This window comes from Vibrio sp. 1978 (genome assembly GCF_033344345.1).
Window position 1 is genome coordinate 68,356 of record NZ_JAWPOP010000005.1, and the last position, 17,593, is coordinate 85,948.

A 17,593-nucleotide genomic window follows, 5' to 3' on the forward strand; every position below is an offset into this window, starting at 1 on the left:
AGATGCGTAAACAAAGTTGATGAATAAGTAAGAGAGGCGGGCGCAAAGCTCGCCTTTTTCTTTACCTGTCTTTTTACTTTGATTGTTACTTTGATTGAAAGTTGAGCTCATTTGAACCATAATAACTAGACCATATGAACCATAGGAGCTTGATATGGCAACTGCAGCATTAAAAAGCTTTAAGCCGAAACAATCTCATAAAGCCAATTTCTGGCTTATGCTAGGTATTGAAGATGCTGAAACGGGTCGTATTGATGCGGTTCACAAAGGCTTTGAGCCCAAGGTATACCGGAACATTGTTGATCGAGTAAGGCTTTCTCAAAGTGAATTCCAACATGTGACACTGATTCCTGTTAGTACAATTAAGCGTCGTCTTAAAAATGATGAGCGTTTTAATACTCAAGAGAGTGATGCAATCTATCGATTAGCGATGTTATTGAAACTCGCGACAGAGTTGTTTGACGACGAAGAGCGCGCGTTAAAATGGATGAGAGAGAATGTGTATGGCTTAGGTGGAAAACGTCCACTTGATATGGTCTCGACCACGGTGGATTTTGAAATCGTAAAAGATTTGATCGGCCGTTTAGAGCACGGGGTATTCTCGTAATATGAAGATCTATCGTCTCACACAAAAGAAATTTGCTGACACGCCATTCAGCCCCGTTGGCGCAAAGTTATTTGGAGGGCGATGGAACTCAAAAGGAACCGAAGCCCTCTACTTCTCTGAATCGGAATCCCTTTGCTCGTTGGAAGTGTTTGTTCACGTAAACAACGATCCTGCTATCACCAAACTTTACGATTTATATCGTATTGAAATGCCAGAATACCTCATCGCCACCTTAGATGAAGAAGATCTCCCTGTGACGTGGCGAGCAATACCGGCGAGCGAGTCTACGCAGTACATTGGTGATCAGTTTCTCAATGATCCTCATCCAGAGTTTGCCGCGCTGCAAGTGCCTTCAACGATTTCACCTCGTGATAAAAACTACGTGGTGAATCCAAATCATCCCAAAATGAAAGAGATCATCAAGAAAGCCGAAAAGCTCGATTTCGCGTTTGATCCGCGCATTTTCAAATAGACGCCTAGCTTTGTCTTGCTTTAAAGCATTCAGCGCTTACCTGAGATAAACGCTGAAGCATAAAAGTTTATTTCCTTGGTTATTGTCGGTCGTAAGTGAACTGTTGCGCTTCATTTGTAGTGTTGAGGTAATGCCCAAGCACCAACTCAGCACCTTTGTAAGATAAATGGCTGTCATCCGTATACATCGCATTGTTTGCTCCAACTCTCATTCGACATACGCCATTTCTGCAAATGGCATCGGTCAAGTCGACAAACTCAACGTGCTCAAATTGCTCAAAGTAGTTCACTAACTTCGCCACGTTTTGAGGGTGATGTTGTTTGGGAGAAAAGTCGCAGGCAGACTCTTCTGTCTCGCCAAACAAACGCGCTTTCCAAAGGCATTCTCCTACCGCAAACGGTGCAGAAGGGGTTGGACCGAAAACGACCACTTCCTTTCCTTTCAGTTCATTCAATAATTTGGTTAATGATGCTTCATAATCGGCTTGTGAAAGCTCTTTATTGAAATTAGAAGAGATAACAACGCGACGAATGGAAGGGGTACTTAGAATTGTATCGACAGCCTCATTGAAGAACTGTCGGCAAGAAATTGAGCCAGCAGCTTCTAGGATGTCGACATAACCGACCGCACAGGAATCTTGAGTAAGTTGCACCACGCCAGTTGGTGTTACTTCAGATAGACGCTTCACGTAAACCATGCTGTGACTATTGCCTAACACAGCGATGGCGGGCTGCGGCGCAGACGAGCACACATCGTTAACGTTGGTGTTGCCGTTGCAATCTAAACCATAACCGTTGTTAACGCGCATGGCCTCGAAAAATGCGCTTCTTTCTGGAAAACCACCGTTTTGATGACCGATAACGCCGAACGTTAGCAAGGGCAACGTCAACAACACAATAACCGCGGACACAGTGCGCATGCTCATGGCTTTTCGGCTACGGAACGGCTTTTCAATAAAGCGCCAAGTGAAGTAAGACAGTACAAAAAGAGCGATAACGTAAAGCGGGATATTGACGTCTTGTGTTGTGTCCAACACGAAGCGGTAAAAGACAAATAATGGAATGTGCCACAAGTATAAGCTGTAGCTGATTAAGCCGACGAACACGACCCACTTTAGGCTCAGTAATCTACCGCAGACATTGCCTTTAGAGGCAAACAAAATCACCAACGCGCTACCGATGACCGGCACCAGCAGCGTAATGCCCGCGCCATCTTGCGATTTTTCAAACAAAAGCGCGGAAGCCAATATCAAAACGATGCCAATGGTTGCTAGAGTATCGTTAGATTGAACTTGGACTTTTCTCATCACTAATGCGAGTAATGAACCGGTTGCCAGCTCCCAAGCGCGAGAGAAGATCATGTAAAAAGCGAAATCAGGATCGTTGCTCGCGTAGACAATAGTCATCAAACTCAGCACAAATACCGTGATAAAAAAAGTCAGGTAAAACACGTTTTTACCACGAGCGAGTAGCATGAGTAGCAAAGGAATGACAATGTAGTACTGTTCTTCAACGCCCAAGCTCCATGTGTGGAACAGCGGGTTGGCTTGATCTTCTAAACCGAAGTAATTGTGGCCTTTTAAATACAGAAGAATGTTGGATGCGGAAAGAATGGAAGACACTGCAAACTGACCAACGTCTTTGTGTGCTTGCGGCAAAAATAGCCACCAAGACATCAAATAGCTGACGGCGATCACCACCAGTAAGAGGGGGAGTATGCGACGAATGCGTCGCTCATAAAAATCACCAAGGCTGAACTTCTGGTTTTCTAAGTCGTTAATCACGATGGTAGTGATCAAATAGCCGCTGATCACAAAGAACACGTCGACGCCAATAAAGCCACCAGCGAATTGCTCAACTCCTGCATGAAACAAAATCACCAACGTGACAGCAATCGCCCTTAATCCGTCTACTTCTGCTCTGTAAGTCATATAGTGTTGCTCCAACATTCCGTTTAATGAAGTAGAGCAAAATATGAACCAGAAATAATGTTTATTTAAATCAGTGTCTTAAAGTGATTGTCAAAATGAAAATGCTAGGTGGGTTAACGAATTCCCAAATTGAATTTCAATATGGAAACCCCATAAAGAATGATCTTAAGAAGCGCTAAATCAAAGAACGTAAAGCGCGAGGAACTTAGACTTCATTGAAAATGATTACGCTAAAGAAACGATGACAGAGAATACGATTCAGGAAAAAATTGCCAGCTTTACTTGTATCGAAGAGGCTTTGGATTACTTCGACATCGAGTTTGATAGCCGATTTATCGAAAACAATCGAACCGAGTTGGTTAAGAGGTTTCACGGCTACTTAATCCTCACTAAACCGGATGATTGGTTTTCAGGTCGTCGTGCTTTAAAGAATGCTTACTGTAAAGTACAACGCAGTTTGCTCAGTAAAAAGACGCGCTCTGCGTGTCGAGGTTGTACATCTTGTCAAAGACGTTAATTCTGGTGGCTTGCCTAAAAAGAACCCTGCATCTTGGCGTTACAGGGGGAAGAGCAAGGTTCTTTTGGTTTCGCTATTGGTTTATCGCGAGTTGCGAATCAGCTTTACGTAGATGAATTAACCCGCGTGGTACGCAGGGTAGTCCACTAAGCCTTTTTCACCGCCGCCGAACAATGTGGCAGGGTCATGTTCTGCCAGTGGATAGCCATGCTTGATGCGGCTTGGTAAGTCTGGGTTTGCAACAAACGGACGGCCAAAGCCAATCATGTCGGCTAAACCACTTTCAATCGCGTGTTGCGCCTTTTCATCGTTGTAACGACCGGCATAGATCAGTGTGCCTTTATACGCCTCACGAACTGCGGTTTTAAAGTCGTGCGGAGTGTCTGGCGCGTCGTCCCAATCCACTTCTGCAATGTGAATGTAAACCACATTGAGTTTATCAAGCAGCGCTGCAGCGGCGGTGTAGGTTTCGACTGGCGTACTATCAACGGTGCCATTTAACGAAGTGAATGGTGCAAGGCGAACACCAACACGCTCAGCGCCAATAGCTTGCGTCATCGCCTCTACCACTTCACCAAGAAAACGCAGACGGTTTTCAATTGAGCCGCCGTATTCATCGGTGCGGTTATTCGCTTCAGAATCGATAAACTGGTTGACCAAGTAGCCATTCGCTGCATGAAGTTCGATACCATCGAATCCGGCTTCTATCGCGTTTAGTGCGGCTTGGCGGTACTCTTCAATAACGTTCTTGATGTCTTGTTTGGTCATTTCACGTGGCTCAACCACGTCGACAAAGCCCGGTTCGTCTGTGCCGTTATCGACAAATACTTTCACGTTTTCTGCTTTTAGCGCAGAAGAAGAAATAGGTTGCTCACCGCCAATGTTATCAGGGTGAGTCACACGACCAACGTGCCACAATTGCGCGAAGATAGTGCCGCCTTTCTCGTGCACTGCATCAGTTACTTTTTTCCAGCCAGCAATTTGCTCTGGGCTGTAAATGCCTGGTGTCCATGCATAGCCTTGACCCATTGGCGAAATTTGTGTGCCTTCAGCAACGATTAGGCCCGCTTCAGCACGTTGAGCATAGTAGGTCGCCATCATGTCGTTAGCGATATTACCTGGTTGAGAAGCACGAGAACGCGTCATCGGAGGCATAACGATACGGTTTTTTAATGAGAGAGAGCCAAGTTGAATGGGTTGAAATAATGCGTCTGTCATAGGAAACCTCGTTATTTTTGAGTTTGGATGAGCTCGATTTGGTAACCATCGGGATCTTTAATGAACGCGATGTGAGTTTCTCCGCCTTTCATTGGACCTGGCTCGCGAGTAACGTTGCCACCAAGCGCTTTAATTTTTTCGCAAGCGGCGTAAATATCTTCAGACCCCAGTGCCATGTGTCCGAATGCGTTACCCAAGTCGTAACTGTCGGTATCCCAGTTATAAGTTAGCTCGATGGTCGCGCCATCTGGTTGATCAGGGTTACCAACAAACACCAGTGAGTAACGGTATTCTTGGTTTTCAAAACGATCCAAAACACTCATTCCCAGAACTTTTGTATAAAATTCGATAGATTTGTCTAGGTCAGCTACACGGATCATCGTGTGGAGAAACTTCATAAGTCGCCTTTTTATAACGTTGCGTAATCACTATGCAAACCATATCGCCACTCTAAATAAACTGGAAATTATCGTTAATTATTAAAATGATTATTTAGTGTTATGAAAAGCGAGGTTGCTGGCCCTGCAACATGCAAACAAAGATTACTCGCCGTTTCTTTTTAATTGTTGGCATATGCTAATTACTCTTTTGAGAAACCGAGTAACTATCATGTCTACAAACAGCTATTGTCATTACACTCACGAATCTCATCATCAATGTGCGGTTTGTTCTTCAATTAATGTGAATCCGAACTCTTTGGCCGTGAACTACCAATACCTAGCCGATGGTTCTGTTGTCGGAGAGTTTCACGTTTTATCGCGTCATCAAGGTTACACAGACCTGTTGCATGGTGGTATTGCCAGTTCGCTTCTCGATGGTGCAATGACGCATTGTTTGTTATCTAGAGACATTCAAGCCCTTACGGCGCAGTTGGATGTGCGCTACCATGCACCTATTCAGTTAGATGATCGAGTCACGATTACCGCACTCTGTGAAGGTGAACGACGCGGTATATATCAACTGGTGGCTCAATTGCGGGTCGAAAGCGAAGTTAGAGTGACGGCTAAAGGGAAGTTTATTCGTCCTAAAAAGGCATAAATAAAAACGTGTTCTACGGAGAGGCAATGAAGAAATTTGATGAGCTGTATGCAATTGCGACGAGAAAATCTCAATATGACCAAACCAATACTTGGTTTAAAGGCGTAGAGACTTATCTGGAGGCCATTGGCAAAGAAGTTGATGAAGTCCGCGAAGAGATTCGCGAGGATCGCCTTTGTCATTTGGAAGACGAGTTAGGCGATGTGTTGTGGAACTACCTTAACGTATTAAAAGCGCTGGAAAGAGAAAAGGGTATAGATCCTGAGAAAGTACTCGAAAGAGCCTGCACTAAATACGAGCAGCGTGTATCTGCGATTGAATCGGGACGCAGTTGGGATGAGATAAAACAGCAGCAGAAACAAGCCTTGAACGCGGAACATGAAGCCGCGCAGTTAGAAGATGTAAAGAGCCAATAACTGCGCTTGGTATTGAAAGGATAGGTTAATAGGGAATACCTAGTCAGCCCTTGGAGCTGTTGACCAACAGTAGGTCACAAGGTGGTTGGTCAAGTAACGTGTCTACAGTGCTGCCAGACCAAAATTGGGATGACATGCTTCGTTTACATGCACCCATAATCAAAATCGCTGCTTGTGATTGCTTAACTGCTTTTGGTAACGCCGTTTCAGGGTTTCCTTCCGGTAATAGTAATGGAACTCGCGTTAACTTTTGCGCAGTAATAAAATCTGTAATGCCTGCTTTTTGATTGCTTAATATCTCTGCACGATAGCGAGAGAGGTATGGCGCGACGTATCGGCAGTAAACGAGCGTCATTTTCCCGCTTAAGGTTTGTTCTAATTTTGAGCCTCGCGAGACGATGGCTTTATCTACTATCGACTTTTCATCCCCTCGATGAAGTGGGTCGATTGCACAAAGCATGTTGGCGTGAGAAGGCCATGAACGCTCACTCAGTAGCAACAAGTCGCAATCTTGTTGTGCTAGTTCTGTGAGCATCGTTTGAATCTCGTGTTTGTTAAAGTGTCCCACGAGCAGTAAGTCAGTGTGGTCAACAAGTCGTTTCGCAACTTGCTCAACCCAATGGCTCCCTTTGAAATGCTCGTAAGAGAGCGTTGGTGTTTCAAGCTCTTCTTCTTCACAAAGTTCGACAACTAATGCGTTGAACTTTAAGGTCCAAGCTTCAAACTCAGCTTGTCTTTTTTTTATATGGTCAGAGTTGAAACTGAGAAAATGAGCGAATGCGTGATCTTCACTTCGGCGATGGTCTTCCACTAAAACCACAATAGGCTGAGCCAACGCTGTCGAAAATTGAATCACTTTACGAAGCACCTTACGACTTGGTAAGGCGGCCTGCTGAGTCAGAAAAAATACAGGTGCCATTGATTACTCCATTATCAAACAAGGCGAATGAGCCTGACACACATTCAAGTCTATACCATGAACTGATGCAGAGGCGTTTTGTTTCTGCGAGCGAAATATAAATTCCGCAATTAAGTCAACTATCGCCTAGAATTTTAACATCAAGAATTCATGCCTTCGGATAGCACATATCGTCAATGCGGCGAATGTGGTAGTGAAAGCTATAGGTAAAAGTAATGATAGATTCCAACCAATTGCAAATTAACCGCAAAGTGCCACATTTGCTTGCTGAGATCATTAAAGCGATAGAATCGACCGAAGACTTGAGCTTTTTGAAAGACTATCAAGAAGCACAGATTGCGAACATTTTGGAATCGGTCAACATTGCTTACCGTAAACGTGTCATAGAAGCAGTGCCGCCTGAGAAGTATTGGACGGTATTAAATTTGCTCCGATACGACACCGCCAAGCACATTCATCAATCACTCAATAAAGACTTACAACATGAACGCTTGACGTACATAACGGATTCAGAACTGATCATCTTTGCGGACTTTCTACCGACCGAATTTGTAGATGAATACCTTATTGATCAAAGTGAAGAGTCTGTCGCGCATATCCAACAAGCATTGTCGTATGAAGACAACAAAGTTGGACGTTATGCCGAGCCTCACTTTCTGGTCGCAAACCCTAAAAACAGCGTAGGAGGCATCAAAACCGAGCTGCTAAAACGCGGGCAAAGTCCAGTGCGGTTGATTATTGTGCGTGATGCAAGTGGTGTGATTGGTACGATAGAGCCGCAAACCCTGTTGCTGCACGAGAATCATATCAAACTTACCGACTTGACCGTAGTTACGCCAATTCTAGAAGATATTCAAACGATTCAAAGCGTCAGCAAACAAGTCTCGATTGATGGTGGAGCACATTGGTTTCCTATCATGGCTGGTGGCAAAATTATGGGCGTCTTGTCGATGGCGACCATTGCGATTACGTTGCGCGAACTCAGCCTGCAAGCCGTAGTGGCAGAAAACGTACGAAGCGAAGAAGATTTGTTCACACCATTAAGCGTGGCGACAAGGCTAAGAGCACTTTGGTTGGTGATTAACTTGCTGACCGCTTTCGTAGCCTCCGCCATCATTGGGCTTTTTGATAATGTGGTCGAGCAGGTCGTTGCGCTTGCGATCTTAATGCCTGTCGTGGCGAGCATGGGCGGCATCGCGGGTAGCCAAACCTTAGCGGTGGCCATTCGAGGTATCGCACTAAACCACTTGCACCAAAGTAACTTGAAGCTATTGGTGAATAAGGAATTAAAAATCGCCACCATTAATGGTTTAATTATGGGATTGGTGATCGCGGGTGTCGTTTATATGGTGTTTGATTCTTGGCCATTGGCACTTATTATTTGCTGTGCCATTTTCCTCAATAGTTTGGCGGCCGCGGCATCGGGTACGTTGATACCATTCACGTTGAAGAAGTTTAACATTGACCCCGCCGTGGCTGGCTCGGTAGTATTGACGACCGTTACCGATGTCGTCGGTTTCTTTGCGTTCTTAGGCTTAGGTGCCATTTTCTTGATATAGATATCCAATTGACGCGTTAACCAGCAGAACCAATCGCACCATTTCCCAACCCAGTATTTTGGGCGAGCTTGCTTCGCTCAGCATTCCTCCGTTTTCCATAACCGATGAACACGTCGTTTCGGTTCTTACTTTGTAAATCTCTTCACTGCTCAGTTCTATTCCCCAAATTTCCCACTACCGATCCTCGCTTAACGTTAGCGTGCCAAATTCCAATTTCAAACGCCAGATGATGCCCATTTTCTTGGCTGTACACGCATTACTTCACTCAAACAAAAAATAAGGAAAAGATTTTGAACAAACTCATTGTATTCACTGGTGGTCCCGGTGCAGGAAAAACCTCGGTTATCGAACAACTAAAAACACAAGGCTTTATCTGCGCGCCAGAAACCGGCCGTCAAATAATACAAACGCAGGTTGCCAATCACGGTTCAGCATTACCTTGGAATGACAAACAAGCTTTTCGAGACGAAATGATGAAGGCAGAAGTGAGCAATTACCGAGCTTTCAATGTCCACCAAGGGAATGTGTTTTTTGATCGCAGTATTGTGGACGTATATGGCTACAGTAAGTTGGAACAACTGCCAATCTCGCATGAGCTCATCACGCATTGCCAGACGCTTCGTTATCATTCTCAAGTATTCATTTTTCCACCTTGGGCATCGATATTCAGCAACGACGAAGAGCGAAAGCAAGATTTTTCTGAAGCGGTGGCTACGTATCAACAGATGGCCAGCGCTTATCACAAATTTGGTTATCAATTGATCGAAGTGCCCAAAATGTCAGTCGAAGACAGAGTAGCGTTTATTCGCGGCTCAATCATCGAGTAAGGCTGAAAGATGATTGATGCAAACAAATGCGTAAGGCGATTGTGACCACGACGACAATATGCGTAAAGGGAGTTATTTATACTGGATAAAATTCAATAACTTAATTGAGTGTTATGTCTTTTAAATATCTTACCTTATTGCTCGCAACGACGAGCATGAGCAGCTTTGCTGATGTAGGCCTGCCTTCGGGGGATGATTGGTTAAACCATGTGACGAATGGCCTAGCCCCATATTGGATGATGGAAAGCGCGCATGGACAACCTGCGGGGAATTTTCCGACTTTTCGTTGTGATAACGGTGTCATTCTCGACCCACAAAAGCCGTGTGAAGAATTAAACAAAGGGTGGATTAGCCCGCACTTCGATCGCGAATACACCCGCATGAAATCGCGCCAAACTTACGCTTATGGCGTACTTTTTCATCTTACGGGTGACAAGCAAGCATTAGAGTTGGCAAAGAAAGGGGCTTATTACCTGATTGATCATCTACAAGATGAGAAAAACGGCGGCTTCGTGAGCTTTACGCGTAGTGGAAAACCGGGGATGGAGTGGCAACAACGAACTTCTCAAGACCAAGCTTACGCCTTGGTGGGGTTGGCGATGTACTACTACTTAACGCAAGATCCAAAGGTCGAACAAGCGCTTATCGACCAGCAAGCGTTTATATTTAAACAATACCGACGAAGCGATGATCGCGGTCTGGCTTGGGTTTTGAAAGACGGTGATGGGGAAAGTGCGAAGCAGCAAGAGTTAGTCGCTCAACTTGACCAAATTAATGGCTACCTGTTGTTAACGGCGCCACTTTTACCAGAACCAGCGCAAGCCAAGTGGAAACAAGATCTGGAGTGGCTGACGCAAGTGATGATAGATAACTACCATTCCGTCAAAGAGCAGCGCTTTTATGGCGCGATACACCACAAAGCGGTAATGATGCCAAATGCGAAACACAATGATTTTGGACACACCATCAAGGCGTATTGGATGACGTATCTGACAGGTCAGTTGTTGGAAAATTCAAAGTGGACAGAGTTTGGTTTCAAAGGAATGAAACACACGCTTAAGCAAGCGCAATACCAGCAAAACTTTGAGCAAGTCAAAGCGCTTTTCTCACCAGAATGGCAGAGTAAATGGACGCAAGAGAGCATTCCTGCTTGGCAATCAAGACCATACAAGCACTATAGCTCGTCTTGGGAATGGGCAGAGCTCGATCAAGCGGCAATGACAGTTTCTCTTGTCGATGGTTCGATGAAAGAAACGCTTCAATACACGTTACCCACTTTTATGGACGTATGGGTGGATCATCAATATGGAGGAGTCGGTCTGAGTCCTAAGTCAACCAAAGCGTTCCATTGGGGAAATGGTTACCACCAGTTTGAACATGCGTTGGTCGGGTATTTGTACGCGCAACAAATGGCAAAACAGCCCGCCAAGCTTTACTACGCGCGACTAGCCGAGAGTAAAATGCCACTTAATCCATATTACTTTAGCGCAGACGTAAAATCGTTGTCGTCACAAAGTGATGGAGTCACCATCGCGACATTCACCAATATTCGACCTTAGGTTGGTCGATGGTGATGTGTTAGTTAAAGTCCGCGTAAAAGCCAATAAAGTCCTCCGATAGCAAGGATGACTATTAGCTATCTAGGTCTGTCACTAGATAAGCTTCAAGCAGTAATTGTGTAGGTAATGATCCCTGGGCACTTATAAAAAGCCGTCAGAACCAACTGGTTTTGACGGCTTTTTATTCTATGACAGGTAGAGGCTTCAATTTTCAGCGCTATAGGTCCATGAAAACTTAAGTGAGATTCCAATCACGTCGCATGATCTCACTAGTGTCATTGGAAATAAATGAATTGTTTCTGATACATAGAACGTATTAACATGGTTGCACTGGGTCCATATGAGTAAACTTATTGAATATACAATTTGAGAGAGAGGGTTTAGTTATTAAAAATAACAGTTAGTTGGAATCTAGGTTAAATGAAAATAAAACTATTTAAAAAGCTACAAGTTGTATTTCTTGTGGTGTTGTTTCTCTAGGTTGTCCAAGCGGAAGCATGATCTAAAACGCTTATTTTATTCAAATAAATGGAAAGAAATGAAAGTGGAATTAAAAAATAACTATTCAGAATCAGAAATAAACCAGCCACCATCGGTACTTCTTGTTACGTCTCTGTTGTGTCTGGCGTCCGTTTGTTGGGCTGCATTGCTGTTGGCCATTGAATATATTGTTGGGATAGAAATGAGTGGTACAGGCTTTCTTAGCACGTTAATCCCAGCCATGAGTGTTGGTTATTACTTCGGCTACAAGACTGGAGATGTAATGCCATCAAAAACAAGATGGTATGCTGTTTTACTGTGGACTTTAGCAAGTTTGGTAGTGTTCTCTCTTATCTTAATGTCGTTAGATATTTCTCCGTTTTATTTATTATCTGAGCTCGGTGGGGTAAGTATTTTTATTGCTATCATAATGCTAATAACGATTGGCATCGCCTACTTAATTTTAAAAAGTGGTGAGAAAATGGCGATTAGAGTGTTACTCAAAGCCAAGGAAAGTCAGTAGATAAAATACAACAAACGATTCAATTAGGATCATGACAAGACGCCAGCCATAATGTGCTGGCGTTTTAGTTTCCTGTTTGTAGGATTTTTTGTTTAAAAGGCAAACCCATTTATTGTGTTGTCGTTTGAGTTAATGGTTTATGCCTTGTGCGCAAGATAGCTTAGCAGGTTTATGTATCGAGAAACGTGTGTATAATTCGCCACGAATTACGATTTATAGATATGAAAGGTAAGTATGGCAGTCCTCGAAATTCTCTCCATTCCAGATCCAAGGCTTAAAGTAAAAGCAGAAAAAGTCACTGATGTATCGACAGTACAAACGCTGATAGACGATATGCTAGAAACACTTTACGCAACGGGCAATGGTATCGGTTTAGCTTCAACCCAAGTAGGCAGAAAAGAGGCGGTTGTTGTCATCGATATCTCTGACGAACGCAATGATCCTTTAATCTTGGTTAACCCAGAAGTGGTGAGCGGAGAAAACAAAGCACTTGGTCAAGAGGGATGCCTCTCTGTTCCTGAGTACTACGCAGATGTAGAGCGTTACACGTCAGTTGTTGTTTCTGCACTAGACCGTGATGGCAACCCGATTACAATCGAGAGCGATGAGTTCTTGGCGATTGTGATGCAGCACGAAATTGATCACCTATCTGGTAACTTGTTCATTGATTACCTTTCACCGCTGAAGCAAAAAATGGCGATGAAAAAAGTGAAGAAGTACGTAAAAGCGAAAGCTAAGTAATATGAGAGGAAGTAACCCTCCATGTCGAGTTACTTCCTTTTAAATCAAGAATAGGAAGGTAGTGAGAGCGGTTTATCTCTGTTTTTGGGGGACATAACGCTTTACGACCTTCATAAGCCTTTGAAATGAAGAACAGTCCATATGTGACTCATGAGGGCAGGTGGCAACATGGTTTAGGCTGTCTCGCACCGCTTTCAAACGTTTTATTTGCTCATCAATCTCAAGTGCCTTTTTTGTTAGTAAGTCACGATCGATATATGGCTTTGAAACTTCTGATTGATTCAACATTTCTGCCATTTCGTTAAGCGATATTCCAGCGATACGCCCCAAACTAATTAAATTGAGTGTATTGAGTACCTCTGGTGAATATTGGCGTCTCAATCCATTCCTTCCTATCGAGCGAATTAACCCCAGCTGTTCGTAGTACCTGAGCGTTGAAGTCGGCAATCCTGATTTTCTAACCACTTCTGCAATATCCATATTATTCCCCATTGACTTCAAGTTGGCTTTAAGTTGTAGCATGTAACTAAGACCTTAACAAATCAAAAACTTGAGGAGAGAAAAATGCTGCTTTTAATGGGATTGCAAGCGGTGCTAATAGGGATTGGTGCCACTTTGATAATGGATTTATGGGCATGGTTACAAAGGAGAGTGTTTGGAATTCCTTCATTAAACTATGCGTTGGTTGCGCGCTGGGTTTTGTACATGCCCCAAGGAAAGTTTATGCATGCGCCAATTATGGCGTCGGAGGCGATGCCGGGAGAAAAGTCACTGGGCTGGTTTTTTCATTATGCCATCGGCGTTACTTTCGCTTTGGCTCACGTTACTGTTTTTGGTCATCATTGGTTGGTAGAGCCCAGTCTAATGCCCAGCTTAATTACAGGCGTGGTAACGTTGATCTTCCCATTTTTGGTCATTCAACCTTGTCTAGGATTTGGTTTTGCTGCGAGTAAAACCCCAACACCTTGGAAAGCCCGTTTTCTTAGCACATTGGCGCATTTGGGTTTTGGTTTGGGTTTATTCATAGCCGGGTTTGCAATCAAAGTTACGAGCCAGTATTTTGCATAGAGAACATGAGCATCATGCAAACGAGTGGTTTTTATCTATGATGCTCAACTCTTGGTTGTTTTTGCGCTTTGCTCATAGTTGGCCGATATGTTCGAAGTCTGTTGCATTTATCCAAGATGTAAAGTCGGCGGACATTTAACATTGTCTTAACGTCAGAATGGCAAGCGGTTTACCAAGAAAAACTAAAATTATTTGGTTTGACATAAAGAATATTAAGGGTTTCAGATGGCTTCAAAAGTGGCAGGGATATCAATACTGAGTTTATTGGCAGCGCCAGTTGCGATGGGAGAAACAGCCAGTGCTTATGATTTATGTTTGCTAGACAAAATAAAGCAAAGCAAAGGTGAGGAAACCATAAAGAGCATTCGCGCGCAGTGTGAGCTTGACACAGTAACCAGCACAGTGCCCGCAGATCCAGAAATTGAAGAGCCTGAAGAACTTCAGGAAAGCTTGGTCGACAAGCGTTTGGAATCAGAACGAGAAAACGCGTTCGAACCGTTTAGCCTAGTCGCGCATCGCGTTAACTATATTCTTCCGTTTACATACAGTGATCGTGTAAATAAACGCGCGTATGCCGACACCAAATACGGCGATGAACTGCGTAAGGAAGAGGCGGAGTTCCAAATCAGTTTTAAAGTACCAATGAACTATGATGACTTGTTGTTTGATGGCGATGGTCTGTTTTTTGGAATGACTCTTAAATCATTTTGGCAGGTATACACGGGGGCAGCATCTCGTCCATTCCGTGAAACCAATTATCGTCCAGAGCTTTTTTACTACACCCCAACAGACTGGAAACCACTTGATGGTTCGACTTGGTTAGGTTTTGGTATTGAACATGAGTCTAACGGTCAGAGACAGGAGCTATCGCGCAGTTGGAACCGTGTCTATGCCAACTTAACCTTTGCAAAAGACAATTTTGCGGTTTCTATCCAGCCTTGGTGGCGTATACCTGAAGATGAAAAGACATCGCCTAATGATCCCAAAGGTGATGATAACCCGGATATCGAAGACTATATGGGACACTTTGAGCTATCGAGTGCTTACAAGTGGAATGGTTACGAGTTTACCTTTTTAGGTCGCCAGAACTTTCAAACACATAAGGGTTTTGCAGAACTCGGTGTGTCATTTCCGATTTGGGGCAAAGTTCAGGGGTACGCACAATACTCAGCGGGTTATGGTAAGAGTTTGATCGACTATGATCATAATCAGCAGCGGATTGGTGTTGGTATTGCAATCAACGGTGTTTTGTAGTTTTTCGTAGATGGATAGAAATTAACACTGGCAATTGAAATTTCAATATTTAGAATGCGAGGCTGAAATTGATTTCTAACCTAGAGTGATTTTATGCTTCGTGATTACACCTTCGATTGTCTTGTAACTATGCCTCGCCATGAGCTGGAAGAGTTTAGTGCTCGTATGATCAGTAAAATGGTGCCAGAAGACGTGATGAATGAGCTGTTCACTTTTGATCAAGAAGAAGTGGATAGTGAAGACCGCATGTTGTCTGCACGTCTTGATGCAATGCTACGCATGACAGCAATCGCACTGAGTGAAATTCAACAAGCGTTTGATGACTCAGACAACGCAAAGCAAAATAGCGAGCGAATGACGCGATTGGTGCTTTGGCATTTCTACGCGATCTCATTCCGTTTGGAAGAGGCCATCACGCTAGAAACACACTGTGCTCTAGTGGAAAAACTAATCGAAAATGCACCTTCGGATGTTTTTGCGTGGGTAAAAACATTGACGGAGCTGCTGCACACTTACGCTGAAATCAACGCGAAAGAGAATCCTCAAGACTAAACACCTGTCGTTTATCGTTCAGTAAATTAGAAACAAGGCGAGCCATTTGGTTCGCCTTGTTTTTTCGCGTCAGATAAACCTTCGGGTTTGAAATACCAAACAAGCCTAGACTCAGATTTGTTCGTTCACTAGCGAACGGCGTGATTCCTTCTTACACTAAATCAAGGTGTTTGTTGCTAAACAAGCAAATGCATGACTAAGTCGTGTATTGTTTTCCACTTAAATGCGGATAATTTATGTCGAAGAACCTTCTGGTTTTTAAATTGGAACCGACTATTGAGCGTGTACGCTTTCCAGCTGAGCTTCATCTATCTAAAGGAAGTGAACGATGGATCCGTTAACGCAAGGTTTATTGGGTGCAGCTTTGCCACTGGCCGTGAGCAACAAGCGAAACCTTGCAGTTGTTGGCGTGTTGGGCGTGGTCTCTGGGATGGCTCCGGATTTAGATGTGCTCATCCGTTCTTCAACTGATCCTTTGCTGTATTTGGAATACCATCGCCAATTTACTCACTCGCTCTTGTTTATCCCGTTTGGTAGTTTCATTTGTGCTTTGGTGTTGTATCCATTGTTCGCAAAAAAGCGAGGACTAAGCTTCCGGCAGAGTTGGTTTTACTGCGCGCTTGGTTATAGTACCCATGCGTTATTAGACGCATGCACCAGTTATGGAACACAGCTTCTATGGCCGATAAGCAACACGCGTTATGCTTGGAACACTATTTCGGTAATCGACCCCGCGTTCACACTCCCTATTTTAATATTGCTTTTGTTTGTTGCACTGAAGCGAAGCCCAAACTATGCCCGCATTGCATTTTTATGGTGCCTGGCTTACCTAAGTCTTGGAATGATCCAGCGAGATAGAGCAGAAGTAGCTGGTTGGGAAATCGTCAAAGAGCGACAACACAACGCTATACAATTAAAAGCCAAACCAAGTTTCAGCAATCTTTTGGTTTGGAAACTAATTTATGAAACGGAAGAGAGCTACTATGTAGATGCCGTAAGGGTGGGGCGTTCAATAAAAATTTACCCTGGCGAATCAACTCCAAAGTTAAATATAAAAGAGCAATTTCCGTGGCTAAACCCGCAATCGCAACAAGCAAAAGACATCGAACGTTTCCGTTGGTTTTCAAACGGTTTTGTAGCGAAGGATCCGAATAATGAAATGCGAATTGTTGATATGCGTTATTCCATCGTACCAAATCAAATTAATGCGTTATGGGGCATCAATCTATCCCCAAAAGCCAGCGCAGACGCGCACGTTGAATACACTGCTCATCGAGGAAGTACTGCAGAAGATCGCCAAGTTTTTTTCAACATGCTTACGGATTTTGAGTGATGGCTTTACTTTGGATACCGATGCGGTGTCGTAATAACCATTACGTAGACTGAAAGTCCTTTACTAGGGTCGGCTTGCTAGCGAAGAAAATTTTGCCAAACAGGGACTTGTACTTCCAGCCAAGAGACAAAAGCCGTTTAGCTAAGTTCTTGTTTTCAATGATTGCAACCTCAACACCTTGGTAGTGGTAAGGATTGCTTTTGATGTAGTCGATAAATGCAGTAAGCACGCCTTGCCCGCGAATGGAGGGTGCAAAGTTGACTGCTACAATAGAAAAGCGTTGGCTACCTGCTGGGCAACGGACTAAACAGTGCCCAAGAGGATGAGTAATAGTCTCAGAAAATTCAGGAAAAGGGCGAGACTCAAGCTCTTGAGAAAGCGCATCGTATCGCTGACATAGATAAGAAAATAGTTGTTTCGCTTCGCTGTTCATATCGGTGCCGCTTTTGTGTTGCTTGGTTTAAAGGCATTGATGTCTCAAATATTGTAACCATAGATAGCAACACAAAACGCGGTAAACTTTTTCAGTAATGATTTCCTATTTTTGAAACCTGAATTATTACAAATGAAGCTGATTGGG

The 17,593-nt window shown here is 43.8% G+C and carries 20 protein-coding genes; 14 read left to right on the plus strand and 6 right to left on the minus strand.

Annotated features, from left to right (window positions below):
• Positions 1-154: 154 nt before the first annotated feature.
• Positions 155-607: an antitoxin Xre/MbcA/ParS toxin-binding domain-containing protein gene (locus R8N49_RS06895; protein ID WP_158155968.1), complete on the plus strand. Its 453-nt coding sequence runs from the start codon at positions 155-157 to the stop codon at positions 605-607.
• A gap of 1 nt (position 608) precedes the next feature.
• Positions 609-1,079 (plus strand): RES family NAD+ phosphorylase, encoded by a 471-nt coding sequence (locus tag R8N49_RS06900; protein ID WP_318189905.1) that lies wholly within the window; start codon positions 609-611, stop codon positions 1,077-1,079.
• Between the two features lie 79 nt (positions 1,080-1,158).
• Here R8N49_RS06900 and R8N49_RS06905 read toward each other — a convergent pair whose 3' ends face one another.
• Entirely contained in the window at positions 1,159-3,009 is a 1,851-nt protein-coding gene (locus R8N49_RS06905) for an acyltransferase family protein (protein WP_238843622.1), read from the minus strand.
• A 241-nt stretch (positions 3,010-3,250) separates the two neighbouring features.
• Here R8N49_RS06905 and R8N49_RS06910 point away from each other — a divergent pair, with 241 nt between their 5' ends.
• Positions 3,251-3,526 (plus strand): nitrogenase-stabilizing/protective protein NifW, encoded by a 276-nt coding sequence (locus tag R8N49_RS06910; RefSeq protein WP_053307639.1) that lies wholly within the window; start codon positions 3,251-3,253, stop codon positions 3,524-3,526.
• Between the two features lie 117 nt (positions 3,527-3,643).
• Here the strand turns inward: R8N49_RS06910 and R8N49_RS06915 are convergent, their stop codons facing one another.
• Both R8N49_RS06915 and gloA read right to left on the minus strand, forming a co-directional pair.
• Positions 3,644-4,744, minus strand: a complete 1,101-nt coding sequence (locus tag R8N49_RS06915; protein WP_085569064.1) for an alkene reductase — start codon at positions 4,742-4,744, stop codon at positions 3,644-3,646.
• Between the two features lie 11 nt (positions 4,745-4,755).
• A complete protein-coding gene (gene gloA, locus R8N49_RS06920) occupies positions 4,756-5,142 on the minus strand; it encodes a lactoylglutathione lyase (protein ID WP_005376490.1) in 387 nt (128 codons plus the stop codon).
• A 211-nt stretch (positions 5,143-5,353) separates the two neighbouring features.
• Between gloA and R8N49_RS06925 the strand changes: the two genes are divergently transcribed.
• On the plus strand, positions 5,354-5,782 hold the full coding sequence (locus tag R8N49_RS06925) for a PaaI family thioesterase (protein WP_258490069.1): 429 nt from the start codon (positions 5,354-5,356) through the stop codon (positions 5,780-5,782).
• Between the two features lie 26 nt (positions 5,783-5,808).
• Positions 5,809-6,198, plus strand: coding sequence for a MazG nucleotide pyrophosphohydrolase domain-containing protein (locus R8N49_RS06930; RefSeq protein ID WP_047101463.1), 390 nt, complete (start codon positions 5,809-5,811; stop codon positions 6,196-6,198).
• 43 nt (positions 6,199-6,241) lie between these two features.
• On the opposite strand, the gene R8N49_RS06935 is transcribed toward R8N49_RS06930, so the two are convergent.
• A complete protein-coding gene (locus R8N49_RS06935) occupies positions 6,242-7,117 on the minus strand; it encodes a universal stress protein (protein ID WP_186585353.1) in 876 nt (291 codons plus the stop codon).
• Positions 7,118-7,332: 215 nt separating this feature from the next.
• Here R8N49_RS06935 and R8N49_RS06940 point away from each other — a divergent pair, with 215 nt between their 5' ends.
• From R8N49_RS06940 to def, 5 genes are all read left to right on the plus strand, one after another.
• Entirely contained in the window at positions 7,333-8,676 is a 1,344-nt protein-coding gene (locus tag R8N49_RS06940; RefSeq protein WP_186585352.1) for a magnesium transporter, read from the plus strand.
• A 290-nt stretch (positions 8,677-8,966) separates the two neighbouring features.
• On the plus strand, positions 8,967-9,503 hold the full coding sequence (locus R8N49_RS06945; protein ID WP_186585351.1) for an AAA family ATPase: 537 nt from the start codon (positions 8,967-8,969) through the stop codon (positions 9,501-9,503).
• A gap of 113 nt (positions 9,504-9,616) precedes the next feature.
• On the plus strand, positions 9,617-11,062 hold the full coding sequence (locus R8N49_RS06950) for an AGE family epimerase/isomerase (protein ID WP_186585350.1): 1,446 nt from the start codon (positions 9,617-9,619) through the stop codon (positions 11,060-11,062).
• Between the two features lie 538 nt (positions 11,063-11,600).
• Positions 11,601-12,065, plus strand: a complete 465-nt coding sequence (locus tag R8N49_RS06955) for an ABZJ_00895 family protein (protein ID WP_017635325.1) — start codon at positions 11,601-11,603, stop codon at positions 12,063-12,065.
• Between the two features lie 234 nt (positions 12,066-12,299).
• The gene (gene def / locus R8N49_RS06960) at positions 12,300-12,806 is read left to right on the plus strand and encodes a peptide deformylase (RefSeq protein ID WP_017635324.1); all 507 of its coding nucleotides are present in this window, start codon (positions 12,300-12,302) and stop codon (positions 12,804-12,806) included.
• A 72-nt stretch (positions 12,807-12,878) separates the two neighbouring features.
• Here the strand turns inward: def and R8N49_RS06965 are convergent, their stop codons facing one another.
• Positions 12,879-13,286 (minus strand): helix-turn-helix domain-containing protein, encoded by a 408-nt coding sequence (locus R8N49_RS06965; protein WP_021707542.1) that lies wholly within the window; start codon positions 13,284-13,286, stop codon positions 12,879-12,881.
• Between the two features lie 84 nt (positions 13,287-13,370).
• Between R8N49_RS06965 and R8N49_RS06970 the strand changes: the two genes are divergently transcribed.
• From R8N49_RS06970 to R8N49_RS06985, 4 genes are all read left to right on the plus strand, one after another.
• Positions 13,371-13,874: a DUF2938 domain-containing protein gene (locus R8N49_RS06970; protein ID WP_017635322.1), complete on the plus strand. Its 504-nt coding sequence runs from the start codon at positions 13,371-13,373 to the stop codon at positions 13,872-13,874.
• 225 nt (positions 13,875-14,099) lie between these two features.
• Positions 14,100-15,128 carry a phospholipase A gene (locus R8N49_RS06975; RefSeq protein ID WP_017820977.1) on the plus strand — a complete coding sequence of 343 codons (1,029 nt, stop codon included), beginning with the start codon at positions 14,100-14,102 and terminating at the stop codon, positions 15,126-15,128.
• Between the two features lie 93 nt (positions 15,129-15,221).
• A complete protein-coding gene (locus R8N49_RS06980; protein WP_005388759.1) occupies positions 15,222-15,680 on the plus strand; it encodes a hypothetical protein in 459 nt (152 codons plus the stop codon).
• 328 nt (positions 15,681-16,008) lie between these two features.
• Complete coding sequence (locus tag R8N49_RS06985) at positions 16,009-17,013, plus strand: metal-dependent hydrolase (RefSeq protein ID WP_086047432.1); 1,005 nt, start codon at positions 16,009-16,011, stop codon at positions 17,011-17,013.
• Between the two features lie 40 nt (positions 17,014-17,053).
• Here R8N49_RS06985 and R8N49_RS06990 read toward each other — a convergent pair whose 3' ends face one another.
• Positions 17,054-17,446 carry a hypothetical protein gene (locus R8N49_RS06990; protein WP_086047431.1) on the minus strand — a complete coding sequence of 131 codons (393 nt, stop codon included), beginning with the start codon at positions 17,444-17,446 and terminating at the stop codon, positions 17,054-17,056.
• Positions 17,447-17,593 lie beyond the last annotated feature (147 nt).

Bases quoted from the DNA above. Each gene is read 5' to 3' on its own strand.
- R8N49_RS06895 (WP_158155968.1), top strand. From the start codon at position 155: ATGGCAACTGCAGCATTAAAAAGCTTTAAGCCGAAACAATCTCATAAA.
- R8N49_RS06900 (WP_318189905.1), top strand. From the start codon at position 609: ATGAAGATCTATCGTCTCACACAAAAGAAATTTGCTGACACGCCATTC.
- R8N49_RS06905 (WP_238843622.1), bottom strand. From the start codon at position 3,009: ATGACTTACAGAGCAGAAGTAGACGGATTAAGGGCGATTGCTGTCACG.
- R8N49_RS06910 (WP_053307639.1), top strand. From the start codon at position 3,251: ATGACAGAGAATACGATTCAGGAAAAAATTGCCAGCTTTACTTGTATC.
- R8N49_RS06915 (WP_085569064.1), bottom strand. From the start codon at position 4,744: ATGACAGACGCATTATTTCAACCCATTCAACTTGGCTCTCTCTCATTA.
- gloA (WP_005376490.1), bottom strand. From the start codon at position 5,142: ATGAAGTTTCTCCACACGATGATCCGTGTAGCTGACCTAGACAAATCT.
- R8N49_RS06925 (WP_258490069.1), top strand. From the start codon at position 5,354: ATGTCTACAAACAGCTATTGTCATTACACTCACGAATCTCATCATCAA.
- R8N49_RS06930 (WP_047101463.1), top strand. From the start codon at position 5,809: ATGAAGAAATTTGATGAGCTGTATGCAATTGCGACGAGAAAATCTCAA.
- R8N49_RS06935 (WP_186585353.1), bottom strand. From the start codon at position 7,117: ATGGCACCTGTATTTTTTCTGACTCAGCAGGCCGCCTTACCAAGTCGT.
- R8N49_RS06940 (WP_186585352.1), top strand. From the start codon at position 7,333: ATGATAGATTCCAACCAATTGCAAATTAACCGCAAAGTGCCACATTTG.
- R8N49_RS06950 (WP_186585350.1), top strand. From the start codon at position 9,617: ATGTCTTTTAAATATCTTACCTTATTGCTCGCAACGACGAGCATGAGC.
- R8N49_RS06955 (WP_017635325.1), top strand. From the start codon at position 11,601: ATGAAAGTGGAATTAAAAAATAACTATTCAGAATCAGAAATAAACCAG.
- def (WP_017635324.1), top strand. From the start codon at position 12,300: ATGGCAGTCCTCGAAATTCTCTCCATTCCAGATCCAAGGCTTAAAGTA.
- R8N49_RS06965 (WP_021707542.1), bottom strand. From the start codon at position 13,286: ATGGATATTGCAGAAGTGGTTAGAAAATCAGGATTGCCGACTTCAACG.
- R8N49_RS06970 (WP_017635322.1), top strand. From the start codon at position 13,371: ATGCTGCTTTTAATGGGATTGCAAGCGGTGCTAATAGGGATTGGTGCC.
- R8N49_RS06975 (WP_017820977.1), top strand. From the start codon at position 14,100: ATGGCTTCAAAAGTGGCAGGGATATCAATACTGAGTTTATTGGCAGCG.
- R8N49_RS06980 (WP_005388759.1), top strand. From the start codon at position 15,222: ATGCTTCGTGATTACACCTTCGATTGTCTTGTAACTATGCCTCGCCAT.
- R8N49_RS06985 (WP_086047432.1), top strand. From the start codon at position 16,009: ATGGATCCGTTAACGCAAGGTTTATTGGGTGCAGCTTTGCCACTGGCC.
- R8N49_RS06990 (WP_086047431.1), bottom strand. From the start codon at position 17,446: ATGAACAGCGAAGCGAAACAACTATTTTCTTATCTATGTCAGCGATAC.